Annotated in this window: 20 protein-coding genes and 1 pseudogene; 11 read left to right on the top strand and 10 right to left on the bottom strand. The window is 64.5% G+C overall.

Annotated features, from left to right (window positions below; all coding sequences use genetic code 11):
* The first annotated feature begins 24 nt into the window (after positions 1-24).
* On the top strand, positions 25-1,158 hold the full coding sequence (gene menE, locus ACKFR8_RS10620; protein WP_250413301.1) for an o-succinylbenzoate--CoA ligase: 1,134 nt from the start codon (positions 25-27) through the stop codon (positions 1,156-1,158).
* On the opposite strand, the gene ACKFR8_RS10615 is transcribed toward menE, so the two are convergent.
* Positions 1,159-1,830, bottom strand: coding sequence for a metal-dependent transcriptional regulator (locus ACKFR8_RS10615; RefSeq protein WP_034656208.1), 672 nt, complete (start codon positions 1,828-1,830; stop codon positions 1,159-1,161).
* A gap of 214 nt (positions 1,831-2,044) precedes the next feature.
* Between ACKFR8_RS10615 and ACKFR8_RS10610 the strand changes: the two genes are divergently transcribed.
* Positions 2,045-2,935: a 1,4-dihydroxy-2-naphthoate polyprenyltransferase gene (locus ACKFR8_RS10610; RefSeq protein ID WP_250413300.1), complete on the top strand. Its 891-nt coding sequence runs from the start codon at positions 2,045-2,047 to the stop codon at positions 2,933-2,935.
* On the opposite strand, the gene ACKFR8_RS10605 is transcribed toward ACKFR8_RS10610, so the two are convergent.
* Positions 2,932-3,258: a DUF4229 domain-containing protein gene (locus ACKFR8_RS10605; protein WP_250413299.1), complete on the bottom strand. Its 327-nt coding sequence runs from the start codon at positions 3,256-3,258 to the stop codon at positions 2,932-2,934. The two genes, ACKFR8_RS10610 and ACKFR8_RS10605, sit on opposite strands and share 4 nt — an antisense overlap.
* A gap of 38 nt (positions 3,259-3,296) precedes the next feature.
* Between ACKFR8_RS10605 and ACKFR8_RS10600 the strand changes: the two genes are divergently transcribed.
* Positions 3,297-3,596, top strand: a complete 300-nt coding sequence (locus tag ACKFR8_RS10600) for a hypothetical protein (RefSeq protein WP_408930032.1) — start codon at positions 3,297-3,299, stop codon at positions 3,594-3,596.
* Here ACKFR8_RS10600 and ACKFR8_RS10595 read toward each other — a convergent pair.
* From ACKFR8_RS10595 to hemL, 7 genes and pseudogenes are all read right to left on the bottom strand, one after another.
* Positions 3,538-3,797 (bottom strand): annotated as a pseudogene (locus ACKFR8_RS10595) (helix-turn-helix domain-containing protein). The gene ACKFR8_RS10600 and the pseudogene ACKFR8_RS10595 sit on opposite strands and share 59 nt — an antisense overlap.
* Entirely contained in the window at positions 3,798-4,817 is a 1,020-nt protein-coding gene (ccsB, locus tag ACKFR8_RS10590; protein WP_408930031.1) for a c-type cytochrome biogenesis protein CcsB, read from the bottom strand.
* Between the two features lie 119 nt (positions 4,818-4,936).
* Entirely contained in the window at positions 4,937-6,568 is a 1,632-nt protein-coding gene (locus tag ACKFR8_RS10585) for a cytochrome c biogenesis protein ResB (protein WP_408930030.1), read from the bottom strand.
* 17 nt (positions 6,569-6,585) lie between these two features.
* The gene (locus tag ACKFR8_RS10580) at positions 6,586-7,389 is read right to left on the bottom strand and encodes a cytochrome c biogenesis CcdA family protein (protein WP_408931015.1); all 804 of its coding nucleotides are present in this window, start codon (positions 7,387-7,389) and stop codon (positions 6,586-6,588) included.
* 26 nt (positions 7,390-7,415) lie between these two features.
* Positions 7,416-8,021 (bottom strand): TlpA disulfide reductase family protein, encoded by a 606-nt coding sequence (locus ACKFR8_RS10575; protein WP_408930029.1) that lies wholly within the window; start codon positions 8,019-8,021, stop codon positions 7,416-7,418.
* Positions 8,021-8,629, bottom strand: coding sequence for a histidine phosphatase family protein (locus tag ACKFR8_RS10570; RefSeq protein WP_408930028.1), 609 nt, complete (start codon positions 8,627-8,629; stop codon positions 8,021-8,023). Before ACKFR8_RS10570 ends, ACKFR8_RS10575 begins: the two co-directional genes overlap by 1 nt.
* Positions 8,630-8,661: 32 nt before the next feature.
* Positions 8,662-9,978 carry a glutamate-1-semialdehyde 2,1-aminomutase gene (hemL, locus tag ACKFR8_RS10565; RefSeq protein ID WP_408930027.1) on the bottom strand — a complete coding sequence of 439 codons (1,317 nt, stop codon included), beginning with the start codon at positions 9,976-9,978 and terminating at the stop codon, positions 8,662-8,664.
* A 153-nt stretch (positions 9,979-10,131) separates the two neighbouring features.
* Between hemL and ACKFR8_RS10560 the strand changes: the two genes are divergently transcribed.
* From ACKFR8_RS10560 to ACKFR8_RS10540, 5 genes are all read left to right on the top strand, one after another.
* Positions 10,132-10,692 (top strand): hypothetical protein, encoded by a 561-nt coding sequence (locus ACKFR8_RS10560; protein ID WP_408930026.1) that lies wholly within the window; start codon positions 10,132-10,134, stop codon positions 10,690-10,692.
* 123 nt (positions 10,693-10,815) lie between these two features.
* The gene (locus ACKFR8_RS10555) at positions 10,816-12,405 is read left to right on the top strand and encodes an efflux RND transporter periplasmic adaptor subunit (RefSeq protein ID WP_408930025.1); all 1,590 of its coding nucleotides are present in this window, start codon (positions 10,816-10,818) and stop codon (positions 12,403-12,405) included.
* Positions 12,402-13,076 carry an ABC transporter ATP-binding protein gene (locus ACKFR8_RS10550; protein ID WP_408930024.1) on the top strand — a complete coding sequence of 225 codons (675 nt, stop codon included), beginning with the start codon at positions 12,402-12,404 and terminating at the stop codon, positions 13,074-13,076. Before ACKFR8_RS10555 ends, ACKFR8_RS10550 begins: the two co-directional genes overlap by 4 nt.
* Positions 13,073-14,377, top strand: a complete 1,305-nt coding sequence (locus ACKFR8_RS10545) for an ABC transporter permease (RefSeq protein ID WP_408930023.1) — start codon at positions 13,073-13,075, stop codon at positions 14,375-14,377. Before ACKFR8_RS10550 ends, ACKFR8_RS10545 begins: the two co-directional genes overlap by 4 nt.
* Before the next feature lie 27 nt (positions 14,378-14,404).
* Complete coding sequence (locus tag ACKFR8_RS10540; RefSeq protein ID WP_408930022.1) at positions 14,405-15,244, top strand: NAD(P)-dependent oxidoreductase; 840 nt, start codon at positions 14,405-14,407, stop codon at positions 15,242-15,244.
* Between the two features lie 9 nt (positions 15,245-15,253).
* Here the strand turns inward: ACKFR8_RS10540 and ACKFR8_RS10535 are convergent, their stop codons facing one another.
* Positions 15,254-15,820 carry a Fic/DOC family protein gene (locus ACKFR8_RS10535; protein WP_408930021.1) on the bottom strand — a complete coding sequence of 189 codons (567 nt, stop codon included), beginning with the start codon at positions 15,818-15,820 and terminating at the stop codon, positions 15,254-15,256.
* Positions 15,821-16,257: 437 nt separating this feature from the next.
* On the opposite strand from ACKFR8_RS10535, the gene ACKFR8_RS10530 reads away from it, so the two are divergent.
* From ACKFR8_RS10530 to ACKFR8_RS10520, 3 genes are all read left to right on the top strand, one after another.
* Positions 16,258-16,836 (top strand): ABC transporter ATP-binding protein, encoded by a 579-nt coding sequence (locus ACKFR8_RS10530; protein ID WP_408930020.1) that lies wholly within the window; start codon positions 16,258-16,260, stop codon positions 16,834-16,836.
* Positions 16,836-17,852: an ABC transporter permease gene (locus tag ACKFR8_RS10525; protein ID WP_408931014.1), complete on the top strand. Its 1,017-nt coding sequence runs from the start codon at positions 16,836-16,838 to the stop codon at positions 17,850-17,852. The genes ACKFR8_RS10530 and ACKFR8_RS10525 overlap by 1 nt, the downstream gene beginning before the upstream one ends.
* Before the next feature lie 85 nt (positions 17,853-17,937).
* Positions 17,938-19,548, top strand: a complete 1,611-nt coding sequence (locus ACKFR8_RS10520) for an ATP-binding cassette domain-containing protein (protein ID WP_408930019.1) — start codon at positions 17,938-17,940, stop codon at positions 19,546-19,548.
* The last annotated feature ends 1 nt before the right edge of the window (position 19,549 follow it).

Genomic DNA, 19,549 nt, shown 5'->3' with positions numbered 1-19,549 from the left:
TATGCCCGGGTAACCTGATTATTCGTGACTCATATCCTCGCCCCACTCCCAGTCGATCCCCACAATCCCGCAGGTATTTTGGATGAGCTCGAGAGAGCCATCGCTGGGCAGACCACGCTCTTACCCCTTCCCGCAGCGGACCGCACGCGGACGGAATTGCTGCGCAACCACATGCGCGCGGGCGAATCGATTGCTGAGGACATTGCTTTGGTGGTGGCTACCTCGGGTTCCACGGGCACACCGAAGGGTGCGCAGCTAAGCCCGCTTAACCTGGTGGCGAGTGCGGATGCCACCCATTCTTTCCTGGGTGGACCCGGCCAATGGCTACTGGCCATGCCCGCCCATCACATCGCGGGCATCCAGGTGCTCGTGCGTTCGTTGGTGGCGGGTGTGGAGCCACTGTGCCTCGACCTGTCTCAAGGCTTTAACATCGCCGAGTTCGCCCGCGCAGCAGAAGAACTCGCTCACACCGAAGACCGCATGTACACCGCGCTCACGCCGATGCAGCTGCACAAGGCACTCGATTCACTGGACGGCATCCAAGCACTGCGCCGCTTCAACTCCATCCTGGTGGGTGGAGCAGCGCCGCATCCCCAGCTATTAGAATCTGCGCGCAAGCTCGACATCACCGTGGTAACCACCTATGGCTCCTCGGAGACTGCGGGCGGTTGCGTCTACAACGGCACTCCCCTGCCCGGCACCGAGGTGCGCATCGGCGAGGATAACCGCATTTTCCTGGGCGGGCCGACCATTGCGCAGGGCTACCGCAATGTGGAATCGCGCGACTTCGTCGATGGCTGGTTCGCCACTTCCGACGCCGGGGAGCTCGACGCCCACGGTCAACTCACCGTCACTGGACGTCTGGACAGCATCATCAACTCGGGCGGGTTGAAGTTGCACCCAGAACAACTGGAACAGCTCTTGTTGCAGGTACCGGGCGTCGACAGTGTATGCGTGGTGGGCATCCCTGATCCACGTCTTGGCCAGATGATCGCCGCAGCTTACACCGGCTGGGCCTCGCGCACCGACATCCTCGAAGCGCTCGATGACCTGCCTCGGTGGCAGATTCCGCGCGAGATTATCCGCATTGCTGAGATGCCGCTGACCGGCCCCGGCAAGGTGGACCGTCGTGGTGTCGCAGGGCTCTTTAAGAACTGATTAGACTTCGTTAGCGCGCACCGTCACGTCGGCGGCCGCGACTTCCGCAAGAGAGAACTCCTCGTCCCCTGCGTGCAGGTTGAGCAGGCCCGCAACGCGGGAATCGACTACGACCTCGACGCCCAGGCCGACGCCATGGCTGTCGAGGTAGCGCAACAGCTCGGTGTCTCCGTCGCATACCCGCTCGATGGTGACAGGGGTGTGAAGGGGAACGTCGTCAAGCGTGAGCGTGCCAAGGTCCTCGATGCTGCCCTGCGCGTCGGGGATGGGATCGCCGTGGGGATCGCGCTGAGGATGGCCCAGGTGCTGATCGAGTCGATCGATGAAGCGATCGGAGCATGCATGCTCGAGGAGATCGGCATCCTCGTGAACCTCGTCCCAGGTGTACCCCAGCTCTTTGACCAAGAAGGTCTCGAGGAGACGATGGCGGCGGACCATGCCCATGGACAGTGCCTGGCCCTCTGGGGTCAGCGAAACGCCAGCGTAGCGCTCATGTTCCACCAGCCCTTGGGCAACGAGACGCTTTACGGCTTCCGACGCCGTGGGCACCTTTTGGTTCAATCGCCCCGCCAGCTCCTTGAGCGCGATGGGCGCGCCGCCGGAGTGCTCGGAGAGGTCCCACAGGACTTTGAGGTAGTCCTGGGTACGTTCAGGGAGATCGCTTAAATGCATGATATTCATCGTAGTAAAGGCCTTGCCCCGCGAGCGATTCACATGATAACTTTAAGAAAGTTCAACGCATTGAACTTTTGTCACGGGTGTGGCCCACAGCCGTCCTTTCTTGGGTACGTACGACGCGCTTCCGCCATACCCGTGGCTTTTATATATCCGCCGTGTGCGTCCCTTGTGCACAGCATGCCCGCGGTGGCGTGGCACAATAACTGACATGTCACTTTCTGCCTATCCCGCAACTGCCAAAGACTGGCTCCAAGGCGCACGCCCGCACACGTGGGCTAATGCCTTCGCCCCAGTCATCGCTGGTACTGGTGCCGCAGCGGCTGCCGACGGCGCGCACTTCGGCCGCGCGCTTCTCGCCCTCGTGGTGGCGTGGGCGCTCATCATCGGTGTCAATTACGCCAACGATTACTCGGATGGCATCCGCGGCACCGACGACGACCGCACCGGTCCGCAGCGCCTCACCGGCGGCGGCCTGGCCCGCCCGCAGCAGGTGAAACTCGCGGCCTTCGCCGCCTTCGCCGTGGCCGGACTCGCCGGCATCGCGCTGTCTTTTGCGGCGCACGCCTGTTGGCTCATCCTCGTCGGCGCGCTATGCATCGCCGGCGCGTGGTTTTATACCGGTGGCAAGAACCCGTATGGCTATCGCGGGCTCGGCGAGGTCGCCGTCTTTATCTTCTTCGGGCTCGTCGCTGTGCTCGGCACCGAATTCACCCAGGCCGGCCGCCTGTCGTGGTCGGGCCTCGCGCTGGCCGTGGGCATCGGCGCGATGAGCTCCGGGGTGAACTTAGTCAATAATATCCGCGATATTCCCTCCGACGCCGAGACCGGCAAGATTACCCTCGCCGTGCGGCTTGGCAACCAGAAGGCGCGACTGCTCTTTACGGTGCTGCTCCTGCTGCCATTCCTGCTGACCATCGGCATCGCCTTCGGCAGCTGGCTCGCGCTCGCCGGCCTGGTCTACTTCCCCCTTGCGCTGCGCGCCATCCGCACCGTCAACCGCGGCGCCCAGGGCCCAGAGCTTATCCCCGTGCTCGGCCTGACCGGCCGCGCGATGCTCCTGTGGGCCGTTATCGAGGCCGCCGCGCTCATCCTCGTCTAGTCCTGCGCGGCGCGGCCTTCCAGCTCCGCCTGGACCCAGCGCTTGTGGGCCTTACGCTGGGCGGAGTACTCGGCCAGCGTCTGGGTGGCCTCGATGCGCCACTTTTTAAAGATCAGCATCGATAGCGGCAGCGCCACAAAGAGCGCCAGCAGCGCCGCGATGAGCACCGGGATGGGAAAGCCGATGGTGATGGCCAACAGCTCAATCACCACGGTCAATGCGATAAATAGCATCACGCGGGCGAGCCCGTACTTCCACAGCGCCGCGCGCGAACGGCGGCGCAGTTCTGGGTCCGGCTTGGGTGGCTCAGGGTTATGCGTCATGGGGGTTGATTGTACGCGGTGCAGGTAGAATCGCACGCATGGGCCGAATCATCCTCCTCCTACTCTTTGTCCTCGCCGCCTACCTCGTCTGGAAGGCCTTCGGGCCCTCGACATGGAAAAAGCGCGAGGTGGAACAACCCCGCGCTATCAAAGGCCCCGATGATGACGAGGAATTCCTGTGGAACCTAGAAAAGGAACGCTTCAAACAGCGCCGCGCCCAGGAGGCAGAAGAAGAAAACGCCGCCAGCGCCGCAAACGCGACGCCGACGGCGAGAAGGACTAGGCTTCCTTCGGCACGAACCGCATCTCTAGGCCTAAGGCCTCGGCCACGGCCGTGATCTTTTCCCACCGCACGCCCGCACCACCGTGTTCGATGGTGTGGAGGGTGGAGCGGGAGACCCCGGCGGCGTCGGCAAGCTGCTGCTGCAAATGCCCAACTCGCGGCGCCGCTCGGCAAATTGGGCGCCTAGGCCCAAAATCACCGCATTATCGCCGGCCGGCTTTCCCTGCTTATGGCGCGGGCTCGTATGCTCCGCCATCTAGTTCAGCCCCGCATAGGAATGCAGGCCGGAGACGACCATATTGATAAAGATCAGGTTGAAGACCATCAGCGCCATCGCCATGACGTTGATCCACGGCGCCGCCTTGCGGAAGGACGGCGTCGCACGCGCGTGCAGGTAAGCGGCATACAGGATCCAGGTGGCAAAGGACACTGTCTCCTTCGGGTCCCAGCCCCAGAAGCGGCCCCACGCGGACTCCGCCCAGATGGCGCCGAGCACGATGCCCAGGCCCAGGGTCGGCAGCGTGACCACGCCGAGGCGGTAGGCCAGCTGATCCAGCTTCTTGGCGGAAGGCAGCGGGCGCGCCAGCGCTCCGAAGAAGCCGGTCTCCACGCCCTTCGGCTGGTGCACGCGCAGGATGCTCAGCAGCGAGGCGATGCCGGAGACGATGCCGATGGAGGCACCCAGCGACACCACGGTGACGTGGATGGGCAGCCAGTGGGACTGCAGCGCCGGCACCACGGGGGCGGACTCCGCGTACAGCTTGGTGGATCCGTAGAACATCAGCGCCAGGATCGGGGTAAGCAGCCACGGCCACAGGGTGCGCCACTCCTTGCGCTGCATGGCAAGGGTCGCCACCACCATCACGCCCGCGGTCACCATGAGCACGTACTCGTACAGGTTGCCAAACGGGAAGCGGCCGGTGGCCAGACCGCGCAGCACGATGGCCGCGAGGTGCAGGGCGATGCCCAGCCACATGAGCATCTGCATCATGCCGCCGAGCTTGTCGACGTTCTGCTCTTTCTTCGCCACATCGGCGTCCTCGGCGGCGGTGGTAGCCGGGGGGACGTCGCCCAGCACGGCGTCGCCACCACGCGCGCCCACGGCGGCGTACTCACGCTGCTGCGCCACTGCGTCGGAGCGGGAACGCAGGGCCTCGATGAGGCCTTGCATGCGGCCGTAGTAAATCAGGGACAGCACCAGCGCGAGCGCGTAGATGACGAACGCGGTCTGGACGGCGATGTCCGAGAAGTTGGACAGATTCTGATCAATCTGCATAAGTTTCTACTTTCACAATCTGGCAGGAATGGAGAGGATTTGCGGTGGCCCTTAGGGTACTCCCCATGTGTAGCCTCTCCAACTTTTGACTGATAAATCCGGCGCCGACGCCGGCGCCGTTAATCCTCGGCGTACAGGGTGTCTTCCTCCACCTCGTCCGGGTCCGGCAGCTCCAAGAGCTGGCGGTGGAGCGCGTAGAACTCCTCGGACCAGCCGGCGCGGTCGGTGCGGGCCAGGCCGCCCATCTCGATATCGGTGCCGCCGCCGGCAGCCGGGCGGATGCGCACCCACACGCGGCGGCGCTTAATCACCAGCGAGCCCACGAGGGAGACCAGCATGGCGAGGGCAGAGACCAGCACCCACTTCTGGAAGGGATCGTAGGAAACCTGGTAGTTGGCGAACTCGGAGGCGCCGTCGAAGGTGACCTTCGTGCCGTCGTCTAGCGTCACCGACTCTCCCTGGTTGAGGTTCACGCGGTCGATCTTCTGCAGCTGACCGGAGTGGACCAGGGAGGTATCCAGGCTAAACAGAGACTGCGGGGTGCCGGTGTCCAGGCCGGCGTCGCCGCGGTAGATGTCGATGGCCACGGCCGGATCCAGCATCGCCGGGTAGGAAGACTGCAGCAGCTTGCCGTTCTCGCCGGACCACTCGGCCGTCGGCGCGAAAAGGCCCTGGATGGCCAGCTGGTTCTGGCGGCGCTCAAACAGGTCAGGGTACATGCCCGCCGGCGGGTCGAAGCGCATGAGACCCGAGGACAGGAAGAAGGTGGTGTCGTTGGGCTGGAACTGGATGGTCTGCGTGCGCTTTTCACCGTTCGGCCACTCCACCGTCATCGTCGGCGCATAGCCGTGGCCCTGCAGGTAGACGCGGTTATTCTCCAGGCGCAGCGGGTGGTTGACCTGGAGCTTGTAGTCCTTCCACTCGGAGTCATCCTTATAGATGTCATCACCCTCGGCGTAGGAAACGTTGGAGCTAAACATCTCCGCCTGGCCGTTGGGCAGGTACTCCGCGGCGAAGTCATGGGCCTTGACGCAGAAGGGGTGCAGGCCGGTGCCGTCAAAGAGCGGGCCGGCGCGGAAGGAGTTATAATTCGAGGTCGAAGTATTGCAGAACTCCGTGGACTGCGCCTGCTCCTGGGACTGACCCTGGGAGTTCTTCTCCGTGACCACGATGACCTGCCCCTCGTAGGTGACCAGGCGGCCAGCCGCCATGGTAAGCAGGATGGCCACGAGTGCCACGTGGAAAATGAGGTTGCACAGCTCGCGGGTGTAGCCGCGCTCGGCGGAGAAGGACTGCGCACCGGCGCGATCCTCGGCGGGCGAGACCTCCGAGACTCGCCACTTCTTGAGCATGCTCTGTGTCGCGGCCGCGATGTCCTCCGGGGACTTCTCCGAATGCCCAGTGGCGTTGAGCGGCATCTTGGACAAGTACTTCGGCGCGCGGGTGGGCGGGGTCTTCCACGCCTTGTAGTGATCCCAGGAGCGCGGGATGATGCAGCCCACCAGGGAAACCATGAGGAGGACGTAGATGGCCTGGAACCAGATGGAGGAGAAAACGTCGAAAAGCTGCAGCTTATCGTAGATTTCTGCCACCTTGCCATTGGTCTCAATGAAGTCGTTAACGTTGGACTCGTTGAGCGAGCGCTGCGGCAGCAGGGAGCCGGGAATGGCCGCGATGGCCAGCAAGAACAGCAGCGCTAGGGCCGTGCGCATGCTGGTCAGCCAGTGCCAGGCCTTGCGGATGTACCTCACGAAAATGTCACTCCTTACTAAATCAGCGTCGCGCCGTGAGAGAAGGTCCACTGCCGGACGATGGTGATGAACTCGCCCCAGGCGCCGGTGAGCAGGGCAAGGCCTACGAGGATCATGGCGATTCCGCCCGCCATCTGAATGGCGCGGGAGTGCGCGCGCATCCACGACACGGTGCGCATAGCCTTGGCAGAACCCAGCGCCACGAGCAGGAAGGGCAGGCCCAGTCCCAGGCAGTAGCCGACGATGAGCAGCGTGCCGCGCACCGCGGTCATGCCCGCAGTGCCGGCGGAGACGGACAAGATGGCGGCTAGCGTCGGCCCCAGGCAGGGCGTCCAGCCCAGGGCGAACACACCGCCGAGCAGCGGGGCGCCCAACCAGGTGGTCCAGCGCTTCGGCGCCATGCGCGTGTCCTTCTGCAGCACAGGAATAACACCCATGAACACCACGCCCATGAGGATGGTGATGACACCGCCCGCGCGCATGAGGGTGTCCGCGTTGAGCCGCAGCGCCGAGATGGCGCCGAAGACCGAGACTGTGGCCAGCACGAAGATGACGGTAAAGCCCAGCACGAAAAGGGCTGCGGCACCGACGACAGCCCACTGCCGGCGCTTGCCCACGCCGACCCCGAGCTCCTCGTCGTAGGTGACCTCGCCGCCGACCACGGAGGCCAGGTAGGAGATGTAGCCGGGCACCAGCGGCACCACGCAGGGTGAGGCGAAAGATACCAGCCCGGCGGCGGCCGCGGCGAGGATTCCTAGCAGCAGCGGGCCCGCCGCGGCGGCGTCGGCAAAGCTCTGTCCCACACTGGCGCCCGTGACCATGGCCCCTGACAGGGACGCAGCCAGGCTCACTGCTCCTTCTCCAGCTCGTCCACGACGTCCAGGACGTCCTGCTCCGTGATCTCCGTGAGGAAGACCGCGGCCGGGCGGTGCTGCTTGTCCAGCACGATGGTGGTGGGCACCACGGAGGTGGGCACGCCGCCGAGCGCTGCGGCCGTCTTAAACGGCGGGTCGTAGATGGACGGGTACTCCAGGCCGTTATCGGTGAGGAAGTCCCGGGAAATCTCCGGGTTGAAGTCCTGGACGTTAATGCCCAGCACGGTGCCGATCTTGCGTTTCTGCAGTTCCGCGTGGATGGCCTGCAGGTCGTCCGATTCCGAACGGCACGGCGCACACCACTGTCCCCAGGAATTGAGGACGACGATCTGGTCCTTATAGTCCGAGAGGTGGATCGTTGCCGACTCGTCCCGCAGATCCTCGCCGGAGAAATCCTTGAGCGGTTTGCGGTCGGCCTCGTCGTAGCGGATGGTGGTCTGCCCGCCGGGAGAGATGAACTGGAACGTATCTCCGGAGGACACCGCGTTCTGGGCGTTCTCCTCGCTCTGGGAGCAGCCGGCCACCGCGAGGGCCGGCACGAGGACAAGCGCCGCAGCGCTGTTTGTCAGGCGGCCCATTAGATGTCCTGCGCCGGGGAGGAATAGAAGATGTCCACGATGTCGCGGTCGCGGTAGACCAGCGAGGTCACCGAGGCCAGATCACATTCGCGGTCCCACGGCGCGTGCGCCAAGCGCTTGCCCAGCACGGTGCGCTGCACCATGACGATGGGCAGCTGGTGGGAGACCACGATGGCCTCGTGGCCCTCGGCCTTGGTGCGGGCGCGCTCGGCGGCATCCATCATGCGCGCGGCAATCTCGGTGAAGGGCTCGCCCCAGGAGGGCTGCAGCGGGTTGACCATAAGAGGCCAGCGCTGCGGGTTCCACAGCTGCGAGTTCCAGCCCTTGGTGCGCAGGCCCTCGAAGCGGTTACCGGACTCGATAACGCCCTTATCGACGTCCACTTCCAGCCCCGTCACCCGCGAAATCGGCAGCGCCGTCTCCTGGGCGCGCTGCAGCGGCGAGGCCGCCAGGTAGGTGACGTCGTGGCCTGCAAAGGCCTGCGCGGTGCGCACGGCCATAGAGTGTCCGCGGGAGGACAGGTGGTAGCCCGGGATGCGTCCGTAGAGGATCTTGTCCGGGTTAAAGACCTCGCCGTGGCGGACGAAGTGGACGATGGTGGTGGACATAAGCCTGGTGGTATCCCCTCAAAATGGTTGGTTTACTGCGGGCGCTGCGCGCTGGCGGCGGCCTGAGCGGCAGGCTTGAGCGCGGCCTCGATTACCTCAAAATCATTGTCCGTAAGTGCATCGGACACAAACCACGTCTCGAAAGCTGACGGCGGCACGTAGACCCCGCCCTCCAGCAGCGCGTGGAAGAAGGGGGCGAAACGCCAGGTTTCGGCCGCCTGCATGTCCGCAAAGTTGTGACCTTGGCCCTCCGCGAAGCGGATGGAGAACATCGACTCAGCGCGCTGGATGTGGTGCACCACGCCGGCGGCATCAAGTGCCGCCGTGATCAGGCCGGTCAGGCGGTCGGCGTTGGCCTGCAGGCGCGGGTAAAGCTCTTCGTTCGCCAGTTCCAGGGACGCCAGGCCGGAGGCCATGGCCACCGGGTTTCCGGAGAGCGTGCCCGCCTGGTAGACGGGGCCGGCAGGGGCGAGGGAGGCCATGACGTCGGCGCGGCCGCCGAACGCCGCGGCGGGCAGTCCGCCGGAGACAACCTTGCCGAAGGTCACCAGGTCACCGGCCACGCCGTCGACGCCGAACCAACCCTGGTGGGAGGTGCGGAAGCCCGTCATGACCTCATCGAGGATGAGCAAGGCGCCGTCAGCATGCGCGATCTCCTTAAGCGCCGCGTTGAAGCCCTCCTGCGGGGCCACGGTGCCCATGTTGCCGGCGGCGGCCTCGGCGATGATGCAGGCAATCTCGCCCGGGTGCGCGGCGAAGGCCTCGCGCACCGCATCGAGGTCGTTGTAGGGCACCACGATGGTGTCCGCGGCGGAGGCACCGGTCACGCCCGGGGAGTCCGGCAGCGCGAAGGTGGCCACGCCGGAGCCAGCCGAGGCCAACAGCGCGTCCACGTGGCCGTGGTAGCAGCCCTCAAACTTGAGCACCTTGGCGCGGCCGGTGTAGCCACGGGCCAGGCGCACCGCGGACATCGTGGCCTCGGTGCCGGAGTTGACCAGGCGCACCTGCTCGGCGGCGGTGCGCTCCACGATGCGCTCCGCCAGGAGGGTCTCGGCCTCGGTCGGGGCGCCGAAGGAGAGGCCGTCGGCAGCCGCCTTCTGAACCGCCTCCACGATGGCCGGGTGGGCATTGCCGTGAATCATGGGGCCGTAGGAGCTGACCAGGTCAACGTACTCGTTGCCGTCCACATCCCACAGGCGCGAGCCCTCGCCGCGGGCGATCACGCGGGCTTGGCCGCCCACGGAGCCGAAGGCGCGGACCGGGGAGTTCACTCCGCCCGGGGTGACCTTGGTGGCGCGCTCGAACCACTGGGCGGACTGGGTCGTATTCTGCTGGCTAGAGTTAGGCATAGCCACAGTGTATCGGTTTTAGCCCTATACAAAAGTTTGACTCCCCTTCACGCTCTTACCCAGCGCCTCCACCCTGGCCTTGCTATGCTCGCAGCACATGCACCGACGCGGGGGCGTCGGCAGCTACGCAATTACTTTTCAAGGGGGATTCTCATGCGGCATTCTGTCGTGTTCCTATCTATTGCCACCACCGGTGTCACCGCCAGCCTCGTCCTCACCGGCTGCAGCACTGACGAAGACACCAGCCCACAGCCCAGCGCGCCCGCCACCACCACGCTGTCCACCGTGTCTGCCCTCAACGACTGGCAGCCGGAGTCCCTGCCGCAGCCCGTCACGCGTTTGGGCACCACGGCACCCAGCGCGCCGGACTCACCGGAGCCAGAACCAGAAAGGAAACCAGAGACAGAAGCAGAGCAGCAACCAGAGCAGCCCCCGCAGAACACCGCGCCCGCGCCGCAGGTGCAGACCGTGACCGTGCAGGCACCTGCGCCCAAGCCAGCGCCCCAGAACCCACCGAAGGCCCCGAAGCAACCGCAGCCACAGAATCCCCGGCCGGGCTTGCCCGCCCTACCCGCGCCTCCCACCATCCACATCCCCCAAGAGGTCCAGGATGGGATCGACCAGAATCCCCACCCTTCCCCCGCTCCCGCGGGCGGAGGACATCTACATCGACGTGCCCTTCTAGCCCTTCTAAACCCCGAGCCACCTCTTTAGGGGTAGACCCTGATCTACCTCCGATATTCCCCCTGACTCGACTGACAGCCCGCTCCCCCGGGAGTTAAACTGAACCGGATTTTCATTCACGCTGATTGACGTTGAGAACGAGTTAAGGGAACTATGAACAAGAAAGCTGTGGGCATCACCGCCGGCTCCATCGCCGCGCTCCTCCTCGCCGGTGGCGGAGGATTCTACGCACTGACCAGTGTAGGCTCCTCCGCCACCCAGCTCGCCGCCACCGACGTAGCGAAGGCCGCCAAAGAAGATCTCATCAGCTCCGTGCCCGCCACCGGCAACGTCGCCGCTGACCGCGAGCTGTCCCTGACCACCACGCTCACCGGGCCCATCCAGTCCCTCGACGCCAAGGTGGGAGATCGCGTCGAGGCCCAGCAGTTGCTCGGGCACATCGACACCACCGAAACGGAGCGCGAGCTCGACGCCCAGCGCACCTCCCAGGAGGCTGGCAAGCTTGAGTCCGTCCACCAGATCGAGGACGCCCAGCTGCAGCTGCGCCAGCTCCAGGACTCCCTGGACCAAGGCCTCAACCCCGACATCAACAGCGCCCAATCCGCGGTAAACTCCGCGCGCGGCGAGTACGACGAGGCCCAGCGCCAGCTGGATCAGGCCGTGGCCACCAAGGGGGACCGCCCCGAGGTCGCCGAGTCCCAGGCCGCCGTCGAGCAGGCCCGGGACGCCGTGCGCAAAGCGGAGACCGCCTCCTTCCAGTCCGCGCTGGCCTCCGTGGGCACCGCCACCGAAGACCCCTCCGGCATCCAGACCGCCAGCGCCTTCTTGGACTACGTGGACGCTGATTCCTCCGTGCAGGATGCCCACCGCCAACTGAAAGAAACGGAGGACTCCTACGACCGCGTCCTGCGCAGCATTGACCGCGAGCTTGGCGATCAGCAACGCGCCACGGCCGCCTCCTACCAGGCCGTCGCCGAGGCAGAGCGCGCCCTCCAGGCCAGCAACCTGGCGGTGGAGCAGCAGATCAACGCCCAGTCGCAGGCGGTGAACCATGCGATGGAAAGTGCGGCGTCGGCAAGCGCGAACGGCGCCAAGGAAAACGGCGCACTGGAGTATCAGCTCTCCCAGGCGGACCTGCGCTCCCCGCTCGGCGGCGTGATCACCGCCGTCAACGGCCAAGCCGGCATGCCCGCCGAGGGCCCCATCCTCACCGTGGCGGATGACTCGACGCTGCTGGTGAAGTCCACGGTAAAGGAAGGAGACATCGCACAGGTCACGGTGGGCGACGAGGTCACGTTCACCTCCCCGTCCAGCCCCGGCAAGGAATACAAGGGCAAGGTCACCTTCATCTCCCCCACCGCCCAGCAGGACGCGCCCGCCGAGCCCGGCGCGAACAAAGGGGGCTCCGGCAGCTCCGCCAAGCCCGAGTTCCCCGTACACATCCGCGTCGAGGGCAACCGCGACGGCCTGCGCCTAGGCTCCACCACCAAGGCAAAGATCATCACGGAGAAGGACACCGACGCCATCACCATCCCCCTGTCCGCGCTGTACGACGACAATGGCCAGACCTCCGTCCTCGTCGTCGAGGACGGCGAGATCCGCGCGCGCAAGGTCACCGTGGCCACCGAATCCACCCTGTCCGCGGCCATCGCCTCGGGCGTGAAGGAGGGCGAGACAGTCATCGCCCAGGCGGACATGTTCAAGGACCGCATCGGTGAGGCCGTCGAGGTTGCGGACGCATGAGCCATCTCATCGACATGCGGGGAATTGTCAAGCGCTTCAACGAGGGCCTCGACAGCGAGCTGACCGTCCTCCCCGGCCTCGATTTCACCGTGGACGAGGGCGAGTTCGTGGCCGTCGTGGGCCAGTCCGGCTCCGGCAAGTCCACGCTCATGAACATCATCGGCCTCCTCGACCGCCCCACCGCCGGCGCGTACCACCTGGCGGGGGTGGATGCGCTCGCGCTTGGCGACGACAAACTGGCCAGCTTCCGCGGCCAAAAAATCGGCTTCATCTTCCAAAACTTCAACCTGATCGGCCGCATCTCCGCGCTGAAGAACGTTGAGATGCCCATGGTCTACGCGGGCGTTTCCGCCCATGAGCGCACGCAGCGCGCCCAGCAGCTGTTGGAGATGGTCGGCATGACCGACCGCATGAATCACCTGCCCAACGAGCTCTCCGGCGGCCAGAAGCAGCGCGTCGCCGTCGCCCGCGCCCTAGCCAACGAACCGGACATCCTGCTGGCGGACGAGCCCACCGGCGCACTGGATTCCCAGACCGGGCGCATGGTCATGGATCTCTTCCACGAGCTGCATCGCACCCACGGCAAGACCATCTTGTTCATCACCCACAACCCGGAGTTGGCCGAGGAGTGCTCCCGCACGGTCACGATGGCGGACGGAGTGCTTTCATGAATTTCGCCGAATCCACCAAGATGGCGCTGTCCAGCCTGCGCACCAACAAGATGCGCTCGGCGCTGACTCTCTTAGGTGTCATCATCGGCATCGCTGCCGTCATCGCCATCGTCACGCTGGGCAGCTCGCTGCAGGCCTCCGTACAAAAGGACCTGGATAAGGTCGGAGCCAACAACTTCTCCGTCCAAGTCAAGGAGCGCCCGGAGGAGGGCGAGGAAGACAAGGCCGAAGATCCATTCATGGGCGGCGGCACCATCGAGGACTCCGATTCCCTGCTCACCCCCGATATGCTCGACGCCGTCAAGGCCGCCATGGGCTCCCAGATCGAGGGCATCATCATCGGCGAGTACAACTCCTACCCCGGCGAGATGACCGCGGAGAACGACTCCGCCACGGCCCAGGAAAAGTCCACCAACTTGCTGCTGCGCCCCACGAATCCGGACTACGTCTCCGCCTCGCAGTACTCCATCCAGGCGGGTCGCTCCCTCAACGCCGACGACATCGACTCCGCCCGCCCCTCCACCATGCTCAGCGTGGAGACCGCCACGGAGCTCTTCGGCAGCCCCGACGCCGCGGTGGGCCAGTATGTCGACTTCCAGCTCGACGACGGCACCTCGCTCAACCTGGGAGTCATCGGCGTCTACGAGGAACCGGAGACCGGCCCGCTGGTGGGCGGCGGATCCGCGCAGACCGCCCTCGTGCCCTACCCCCTTGAGGCCGAGCTCACCACCTCCACCGGCGCCGGCGAGGGCTTTAGCCAGGTCTCCGTTCGCGGCGGGGCTGATACCGACAAGGCCGCGGTGGCCAGCAACCTCCAGCGCGCCTTCGACAGCTACTACGCCACCAACCCGGACTACAAGGTGGAAGTGTCTGACTTCAGCGAGGATCTGGCCTCCCTCAACCAGATCTTCACCACGATGAGCCTGGTGCTCGCGGCGATCGGCGGCATTTCCCTGCTCGTCGGCGGCATCGGAGTGATGAACATTATGCTCATCACCGTCACGGAGCGCACCCGCGAGATCGGCATCCGCAAGGCCCTAGGCGCGCGCCGCCGCGATATCCGCATGCAGTTCATCACCGAAGCCGTCGTGGTCTGCCTCATTGGTGGCCTCATCGGTATTGCTATCGGCACCGCCGCCGGCATGGCGGGCGCAGCAGCCATCGGCGCGCTCGTCTTCCCACCACTGTGGGCAGTCATCATGTCGATGCTCTTCTCACTGTCCATCGGCCTCTTCTTCGGCTACTACCCTGCCGGCAAGGCCGCGAAGCTGGACCCGATTGAGGCGCTGCGCTACGAGTAGGACCCCACTAATGGCACACTGGGCAACATGAAGATTGCATTCCTGGGAACTGGCCGAATGGGTACCGAGCTCGCCCGACACCTCCTCGATCACCATGAGCTCACCGTCTGGAACCGCACCGCTGAGCGCGCGCAGCCGCTGATTGACGCCGGAGCTACCCGCGCCGAGTCCCCCACTGCCGCCGTGGAGGGTGCAGAGGTCATCATTACCTCGCTCTTTGGCCCGGACGATATCCGCGAGATGATCATTGACACCAACCTCGTACCCGCGGGCGTGACCTGGATCGATACCACCACCGTCTCCCCTGACGCGGCCCGCGAGTTCGCCGCCGCGGTGGATTCCTATGTTCACGCACCCGTCGTCGGCTCACTTGGCCCGGCGCGCGAGGGCACGCTCGGCGTGTACGTGGGCACGCCTGACGACGACCGCCGCGAGCTCGCTATGACCATTGCGGAGCCCTGGGCCGATGAGAACAAGCTCATCGGCGTGGAGTCCGCTCCCACCGCAGCACTTGGCAAGCTCCTGGCCAACCTGGCCCTGGCCGTCACCGCGGAGGGCCTGCTCGAAGCACTGCAGCTTGGTGAGTCTGAGGGCCTCGACTCCGAGGTCATCCTCGAGATGCTCGACATCACCGGCCTGGCCTTCATGAAGAACATGAAGGGCCCGTTCATCACCGGTGAGCGCAACACCACTCCGGGCGACTTCACCGTCGACGCCCTGTGCAAGGACGCCAAGCTCATGGAGATGACCTCCAACAAGCCGCTGCCCGCGGTCACCGCCGCCATCCAGCGCTTTGAGGAGCAGCAGGCCATGGGCCACGGCGACCAGGACTTCTCCTCCATCTTCGTCTTCCGCAACAAGGGCTAGGCCCCGCCGCTACGCACCGCGCTTTCCGACGAGTCCGCGCAGCACTTCCTCCAGCTGCGCGTTATCCCCAGTGTCTTGGCTGTGAAAGCGCGCGTCAATAAACTCCGCTCGCACGCGGCTATCACTCGCTAACCGCTCCACGTCAAGTTCGTATCCCGCCGCCTTGACCAGCTCGTCAAAGAACACCGTTTGCGTGCGAGTATTTCCTTCTCTAAAGCTGTGCACCACATTGAGCTCGCCCCACAGTTCCGCCAGCTTGGCCACAAACTCATCAATCCCCAGGCCACGCAGAAAGTTATCCTTCGCCAACCCCCCGAACAGCTTCTCCGCTGCCTTCGTCATTTCCGGACCCGCCGGGTAATAGGCATGCCCTGCCTTAATCATGAACTGCCCCATTGGCGCAGTGCGCTCTTCCCCTGCCCACTCGTACACATCCTGAAAGAGATGTCGATGTATGGCTTTGAAGTGCGCATAGTCGAAATCACCTTTCACAGGTTCCGAGTCCAACTCGGTTATCCGAAGAAATACAAGCCTTTCTTCCAAGATCCGTAGTTCTTCTGCATCATCTAACCCCAAGCGATTCTTCAGAACCTTAGTCCCAGGAATGAAATAGCTCTCCCAGCCCCCGCTCATGTTTCTTTCCCGCGCTCTACTTCAACGAAGCACGCCGTACACGAGCGACTGCTTCGTCGGCAGATAATGTCCCTGCGGCCACCTCGCGGCCTAATTGCCGAACGTACTCATCCGTCACGTCGTGGCCTGCCAGACGCAGCGCTGCATCACTCAGCGCCAAAGGATCACGGGCACTACTACTTTCAACTTGAATCGGCTTGGACATTGCTACCCTCCCGAGTTTCTAACTACACTTCGCCCCATTTTAGCAGCACAAGACCTCAATCCCTAGGGTTCTTCCCAGCTCGAGGAGAACGTTCAGGGCGAGCATTTTGCTAAACTTCATCAATAAGTTTCAACTATTATCTAGCCGCCCAATACAAGGAGATCACCGCCCAACAATGCTTTCCATCGACGCCGACTATGGGCACACTGCACCCCTAGGACACCTTGAGAAGGACTTCGCTCCAGGCCGCATCTATGGCCTTGCCGGCCCTAATGGTGCAGGCAAGTCCACGCTGCTCGCCACGCTGGGCGGAGAGCTTGCACCCCTCGATGGTTCAGTGCAGTGCGATGACCATCCCGTCGGCACGAAGGAGCAGCCGGGTGCTGTGATTACGGTGGCCGAGCCGGTTTTCCTCCCCGACCTCACCGTGGGCGAGCACCTGGACTTGATAGGAAAGGCGGCAGGGGTGGACGTCGCCAAGCTCTGCGAACTCTGGGCACTCGATCCTCTCCTTCCGCACCCAGCCTCGCGCCTGTCCTCGGGCCAGCGCCAGCGCGTGTTCTTGGCGGCGCAGCTATACCAGCCGGCACGTGCAGTGCTTATCGACGAACCCGAGCGCCACCTCGACGCCGCCTGGACCGAGTTCCTCGCCAGCGAATTGCGCTACCTAGCCGACGAGGAGAATCGCTGCATCGTTGTGGCCACGCATTCCGACACCATCACCCAGGCCTGCGACGAGGTGGTGCAGCTGTGATGCGCGTGCTATCGCGGCTAGGTGATGGCATTTGGTACCTCATCCTCGCCGGCGTCGTCTTCGGCTTCGGTTATACAGTCTGGCAAGAAGTCGGCGCAGTCCTGCCTGCCATCCCGGCGCGCATCACGCTGACTAGCGTCGCCCCGATTGCCGGCATCGTGGGACTGCTCGCGCTTATGGTGCTCACCGAGGTTCTCTATCCTCTGCGCGCGCTATCCCGGGAGCGTTGGGTGTACGTTGATCGCCCGCGCGGCCGGCTGCGCGGTACCGACTGGATGACGTGGGCGCAGCTAATGGGGTTCGGGATCTTGGGCCTCGGCATCTGCGTGTCCACCGGGCTATCCCCGTGGTTCGCGCTGGCAGTCCCGGCCCTGCGTTTCGTCGTGGGGTGGCGCTCGTTCACGCTGGCTTCGCTTCTCAGCGCTGGGCGCACGCGCCTGGTCGGTGGATTTGGCCTTGGCCTTCTCGATTCGGAGGTCACCTCTGATGCCATTGCGAGCCAATCCGCCTGGATTCCTCGTCGCGCCCATGCGCCCTCCACGTTGACGGGTCTCTTCTTCCGTCGTCTGGGACGACGGTGGTACATCGGCGTCGGTGCCCTCGCGGCCCTCGGCTTGTCGTTGGGGTTCGCCCCACAGCTCGGGGCGCTGGCTATCGTCGGATTCATGTCTGCGTGGAGCATCGTCGGTGCGGCGGTTGGGCGCGCCGCCTCCTTCAGCCGCATCAGCGACGATGCATGGCCCGACTGGGGCCTTCCCCTTATCGCTTCAGTGGGCACGGCACTCCTTGGTGCCGGTGTCCTCCTCTTGGTGTGGAAGCTCTCCGCCATCGCAGTGGTGCTCATCATCGCCGGTCTTAGCTGGGCGTCGTTCAAGCGTTCCCGCCCGGCACAGGTAGACAGCATGTCCATGCTGGACAGCGGCGGCTTCGGCGTCTCCTTCTCCCCCGAGGTGCTGCACTACATTGCCCGCGGCGCCCTCGGTCTTGGTGTGGCGGCCCTTGCACTGGGGTATTAGCCGGTGCTAGCCTTTCGGGTATGAAGATTTTTTCCTAATTCGACGTCACACTTTTTACGCGACTTACTCGAAGGTGGATTTCTTCATGCCTGTTTCTTTTTCTCATCTCACCGTCACCTGGCCCGACGGCACCCCTTGTTTCACGGACGTCACCGGTACGTTTTCCTCCCACTTCACGGGCTTGGTCGGAGCGAATGGCTCCGGAAAATCAACGCTAGCCAAGGTCCTTGCAGGCCTTATTGCCCCGAGTTCGGGAACGGTATCCGCAGGTTCAGTCCTCTATGTCGACCAGGATTTAGGCCTCCATACGTCTAGCACCATCGCCGATGTCTTTGGCGCGACCGAAGTCCTCAACGCCATTGCCCGCATTGAGGCTGGCGAATACTCGGAAGAGCTCGCCACCACTGTTGGTGAGCAGTGGGATTTAGCAGAGCGCATCGAAGCGGCTCTCGACGCCGCGAGTATCCCCTTCCCGCTGGAACGCACTATAGGGACTTTGTCTGGTGGTGAGGCGGTGACCGTGGCGCTGACCGCTGCCTTCTTCGACAGGCCGGACTTCCTCATCCTCGACGAGCCCACCAACAACCTGGACTCCGCATCGCGGACGCGCCTGCTCGAGCTCATTCGCACCGCGCCGATGCCGGTTCTCGTCGTCTCTCACGACCGCGAGCTCCTCGAGCACGCCGACAGCATCGCGGAGCTCTACCACGGAACGCTCCGCGAGTTTGACGGGAACTACTCGGCCTACCGCGCAGCGATCGACGCCGAGCAGGATGCCGCGCAGGCCAAGGTCAGGGAGACCAAGGCCGAGCACCGCAAACAGATTCGCGAGCGCGCCGCCATGCAGACCCGCATCGCCCGCGATGCCCGCCGTGGCAAGAACTTCGCCGCCTCCAAACGCAAACCCGGCATGGCCATGGGCTTGGACAAGAACCGTTCCGAGCGCTCCGCTGCTGGGCGTTCCCAACAGGCCAACGACGCAGTCGCTGCCGCTCAGTCCGCACACGACAAGGCGCAGCGCGCGCTTCGCGACGACACCCATGTCCACATCGACCTGCCCGGCACCGAGCTTCCCGCGGGCACCCGCGTCCTCGTCAGCGATCTGCTGAGTATCACCGGACCCGAGCGCGTTCGCCTCGCCGGGCCCAACGGCAGCGGCAAGACCACCTTCCTCAACCGCGTCGCCCGCGGCGACGTCGAGTACGCACTGCCCTGCGGATACATCCGCCAGCGCATCGTCTTGCCTGCGGAGAAATCGGTGCTCGACATCGTCCGAGAGGCCAACCCCAACGCCGACCCGCAGTTCCTGCGCGACCAGCTGGCGCAGATGCTCTTTATCAATGACAAGATCCACCAGCCCGTAGGCCAGCTTTCCGGTGGCGAGCGCTTCCGCGTCGAAGTCGCCCGCGTCCTGCTCAGCGATCCGGCCCCGCGCTTCCTGCTTCTCGACGAACCAACCAACAACCTCGACATCCCCACCACCGACTGGTTAGTCCAGGTGCTCACAAGCTACCGCGGCGCCTTCATCCTGGTCAGCCACGACGAGCACGTGTGCGAGCGGGTGAACCTCACAACGACCGTTGTTTTGGATGACCATAACTCTCTCCGCGAAACGGAATACTTACTGCGTTCCCCTCGCAATGCCCAGCGCCTGCTTGACTCGATTGACAAGCTGGAGGCAAAAGATGCCTTCTAGC

The sequence above is a fragment of the Corynebacterium axilliensis genome, assembly GCF_046097495.1.
Classification (GTDB): Bacteria; Actinomycetota; Actinomycetes; order Mycobacteriales; family Mycobacteriaceae; genus Corynebacterium.
This window is presented reverse-complemented; position numbering and strand designations above follow the sequence as displayed.

Excerpts from the sequence above, each read along its gene's own strand:
- hemL (WP_408930027.1), bottom strand. The coding sequence starts at position 9,978 with ATGCCTAACTCTAGCCAGCAGAATACGACCCAGTCCGCCCAGTGGTTC.
- ACKFR8_RS10530 (WP_408930020.1), top strand. The coding sequence starts at position 16,258 with ATGCTTTCCATCGACGCCGACTATGGGCACACTGCACCCCTAGGACAC.
- ACKFR8_RS10525 (WP_408931014.1), top strand. The coding sequence starts at position 16,836 with ATGCGCGTGCTATCGCGGCTAGGTGATGGCATTTGGTACCTCATCCTC.
- ACKFR8_RS10540 (WP_408930022.1), top strand. The coding sequence starts at position 14,405 with ATGAAGATTGCATTCCTGGGAACTGGCCGAATGGGTACCGAGCTCGCC.
- ACKFR8_RS10550 (WP_408930024.1), top strand. The coding sequence starts at position 12,402 with ATGAGCCATCTCATCGACATGCGGGGAATTGTCAAGCGCTTCAACGAG.
- ACKFR8_RS10520 (WP_408930019.1), top strand. The coding sequence starts at position 17,938 with ATGCCTGTTTCTTTTTCTCATCTCACCGTCACCTGGCCCGACGGCACC.
- ACKFR8_RS10610 (WP_250413300.1), top strand. The coding sequence starts at position 2,045 with ATGTCACTTTCTGCCTATCCCGCAACTGCCAAAGACTGGCTCCAAGGC.
- ACKFR8_RS10605 (WP_250413299.1), bottom strand. The coding sequence starts at position 3,258 with ATGACGCATAACCCTGAGCCACCCAAGCCGGACCCAGAACTGCGCCGC.
- ACKFR8_RS10570 (WP_408930028.1), bottom strand. The coding sequence starts at position 8,629 with ATGTCCACCACCATCGTCCACTTCGTCCGCCACGGCGAGGTCTTTAAC.
- ACKFR8_RS10545 (WP_408930023.1), top strand. The coding sequence starts at position 13,073 with ATGAATTTCGCCGAATCCACCAAGATGGCGCTGTCCAGCCTGCGCACC.
- ACKFR8_RS10575 (WP_408930029.1), bottom strand. The coding sequence starts at position 8,021 with ATGGGCCGCCTGACAAACAGCGCTGCGGCGCTTGTCCTCGTGCCGGCC.
- ACKFR8_RS10560 (WP_408930026.1), top strand. The coding sequence starts at position 10,132 with ATGCGGCATTCTGTCGTGTTCCTATCTATTGCCACCACCGGTGTCACC.
- ACKFR8_RS10600 (WP_408930032.1), top strand. The coding sequence starts at position 3,297 with ATGGGCCGAATCATCCTCCTCCTACTCTTTGTCCTCGCCGCCTACCTC.
- ACKFR8_RS10555 (WP_408930025.1), top strand. The coding sequence starts at position 10,816 with ATGAACAAGAAAGCTGTGGGCATCACCGCCGGCTCCATCGCCGCGCTC.
- ACKFR8_RS10615 (WP_034656208.1), bottom strand. The coding sequence starts at position 1,830 with ATGCATTTAAGCGATCTCCCTGAACGTACCCAGGACTACCTCAAAGTC.
- ACKFR8_RS10580 (WP_408931015.1), bottom strand. The coding sequence starts at position 7,389 with ATGGTCACGGGCGCCAGTGTGGGACAGAGCTTTGCCGACGCCGCCGCG.
- ccsB (WP_408930031.1), bottom strand. The coding sequence starts at position 4,817 with ATGCAGATTGATCAGAATCTGTCCAACTTCTCGGACATCGCCGTCCAG.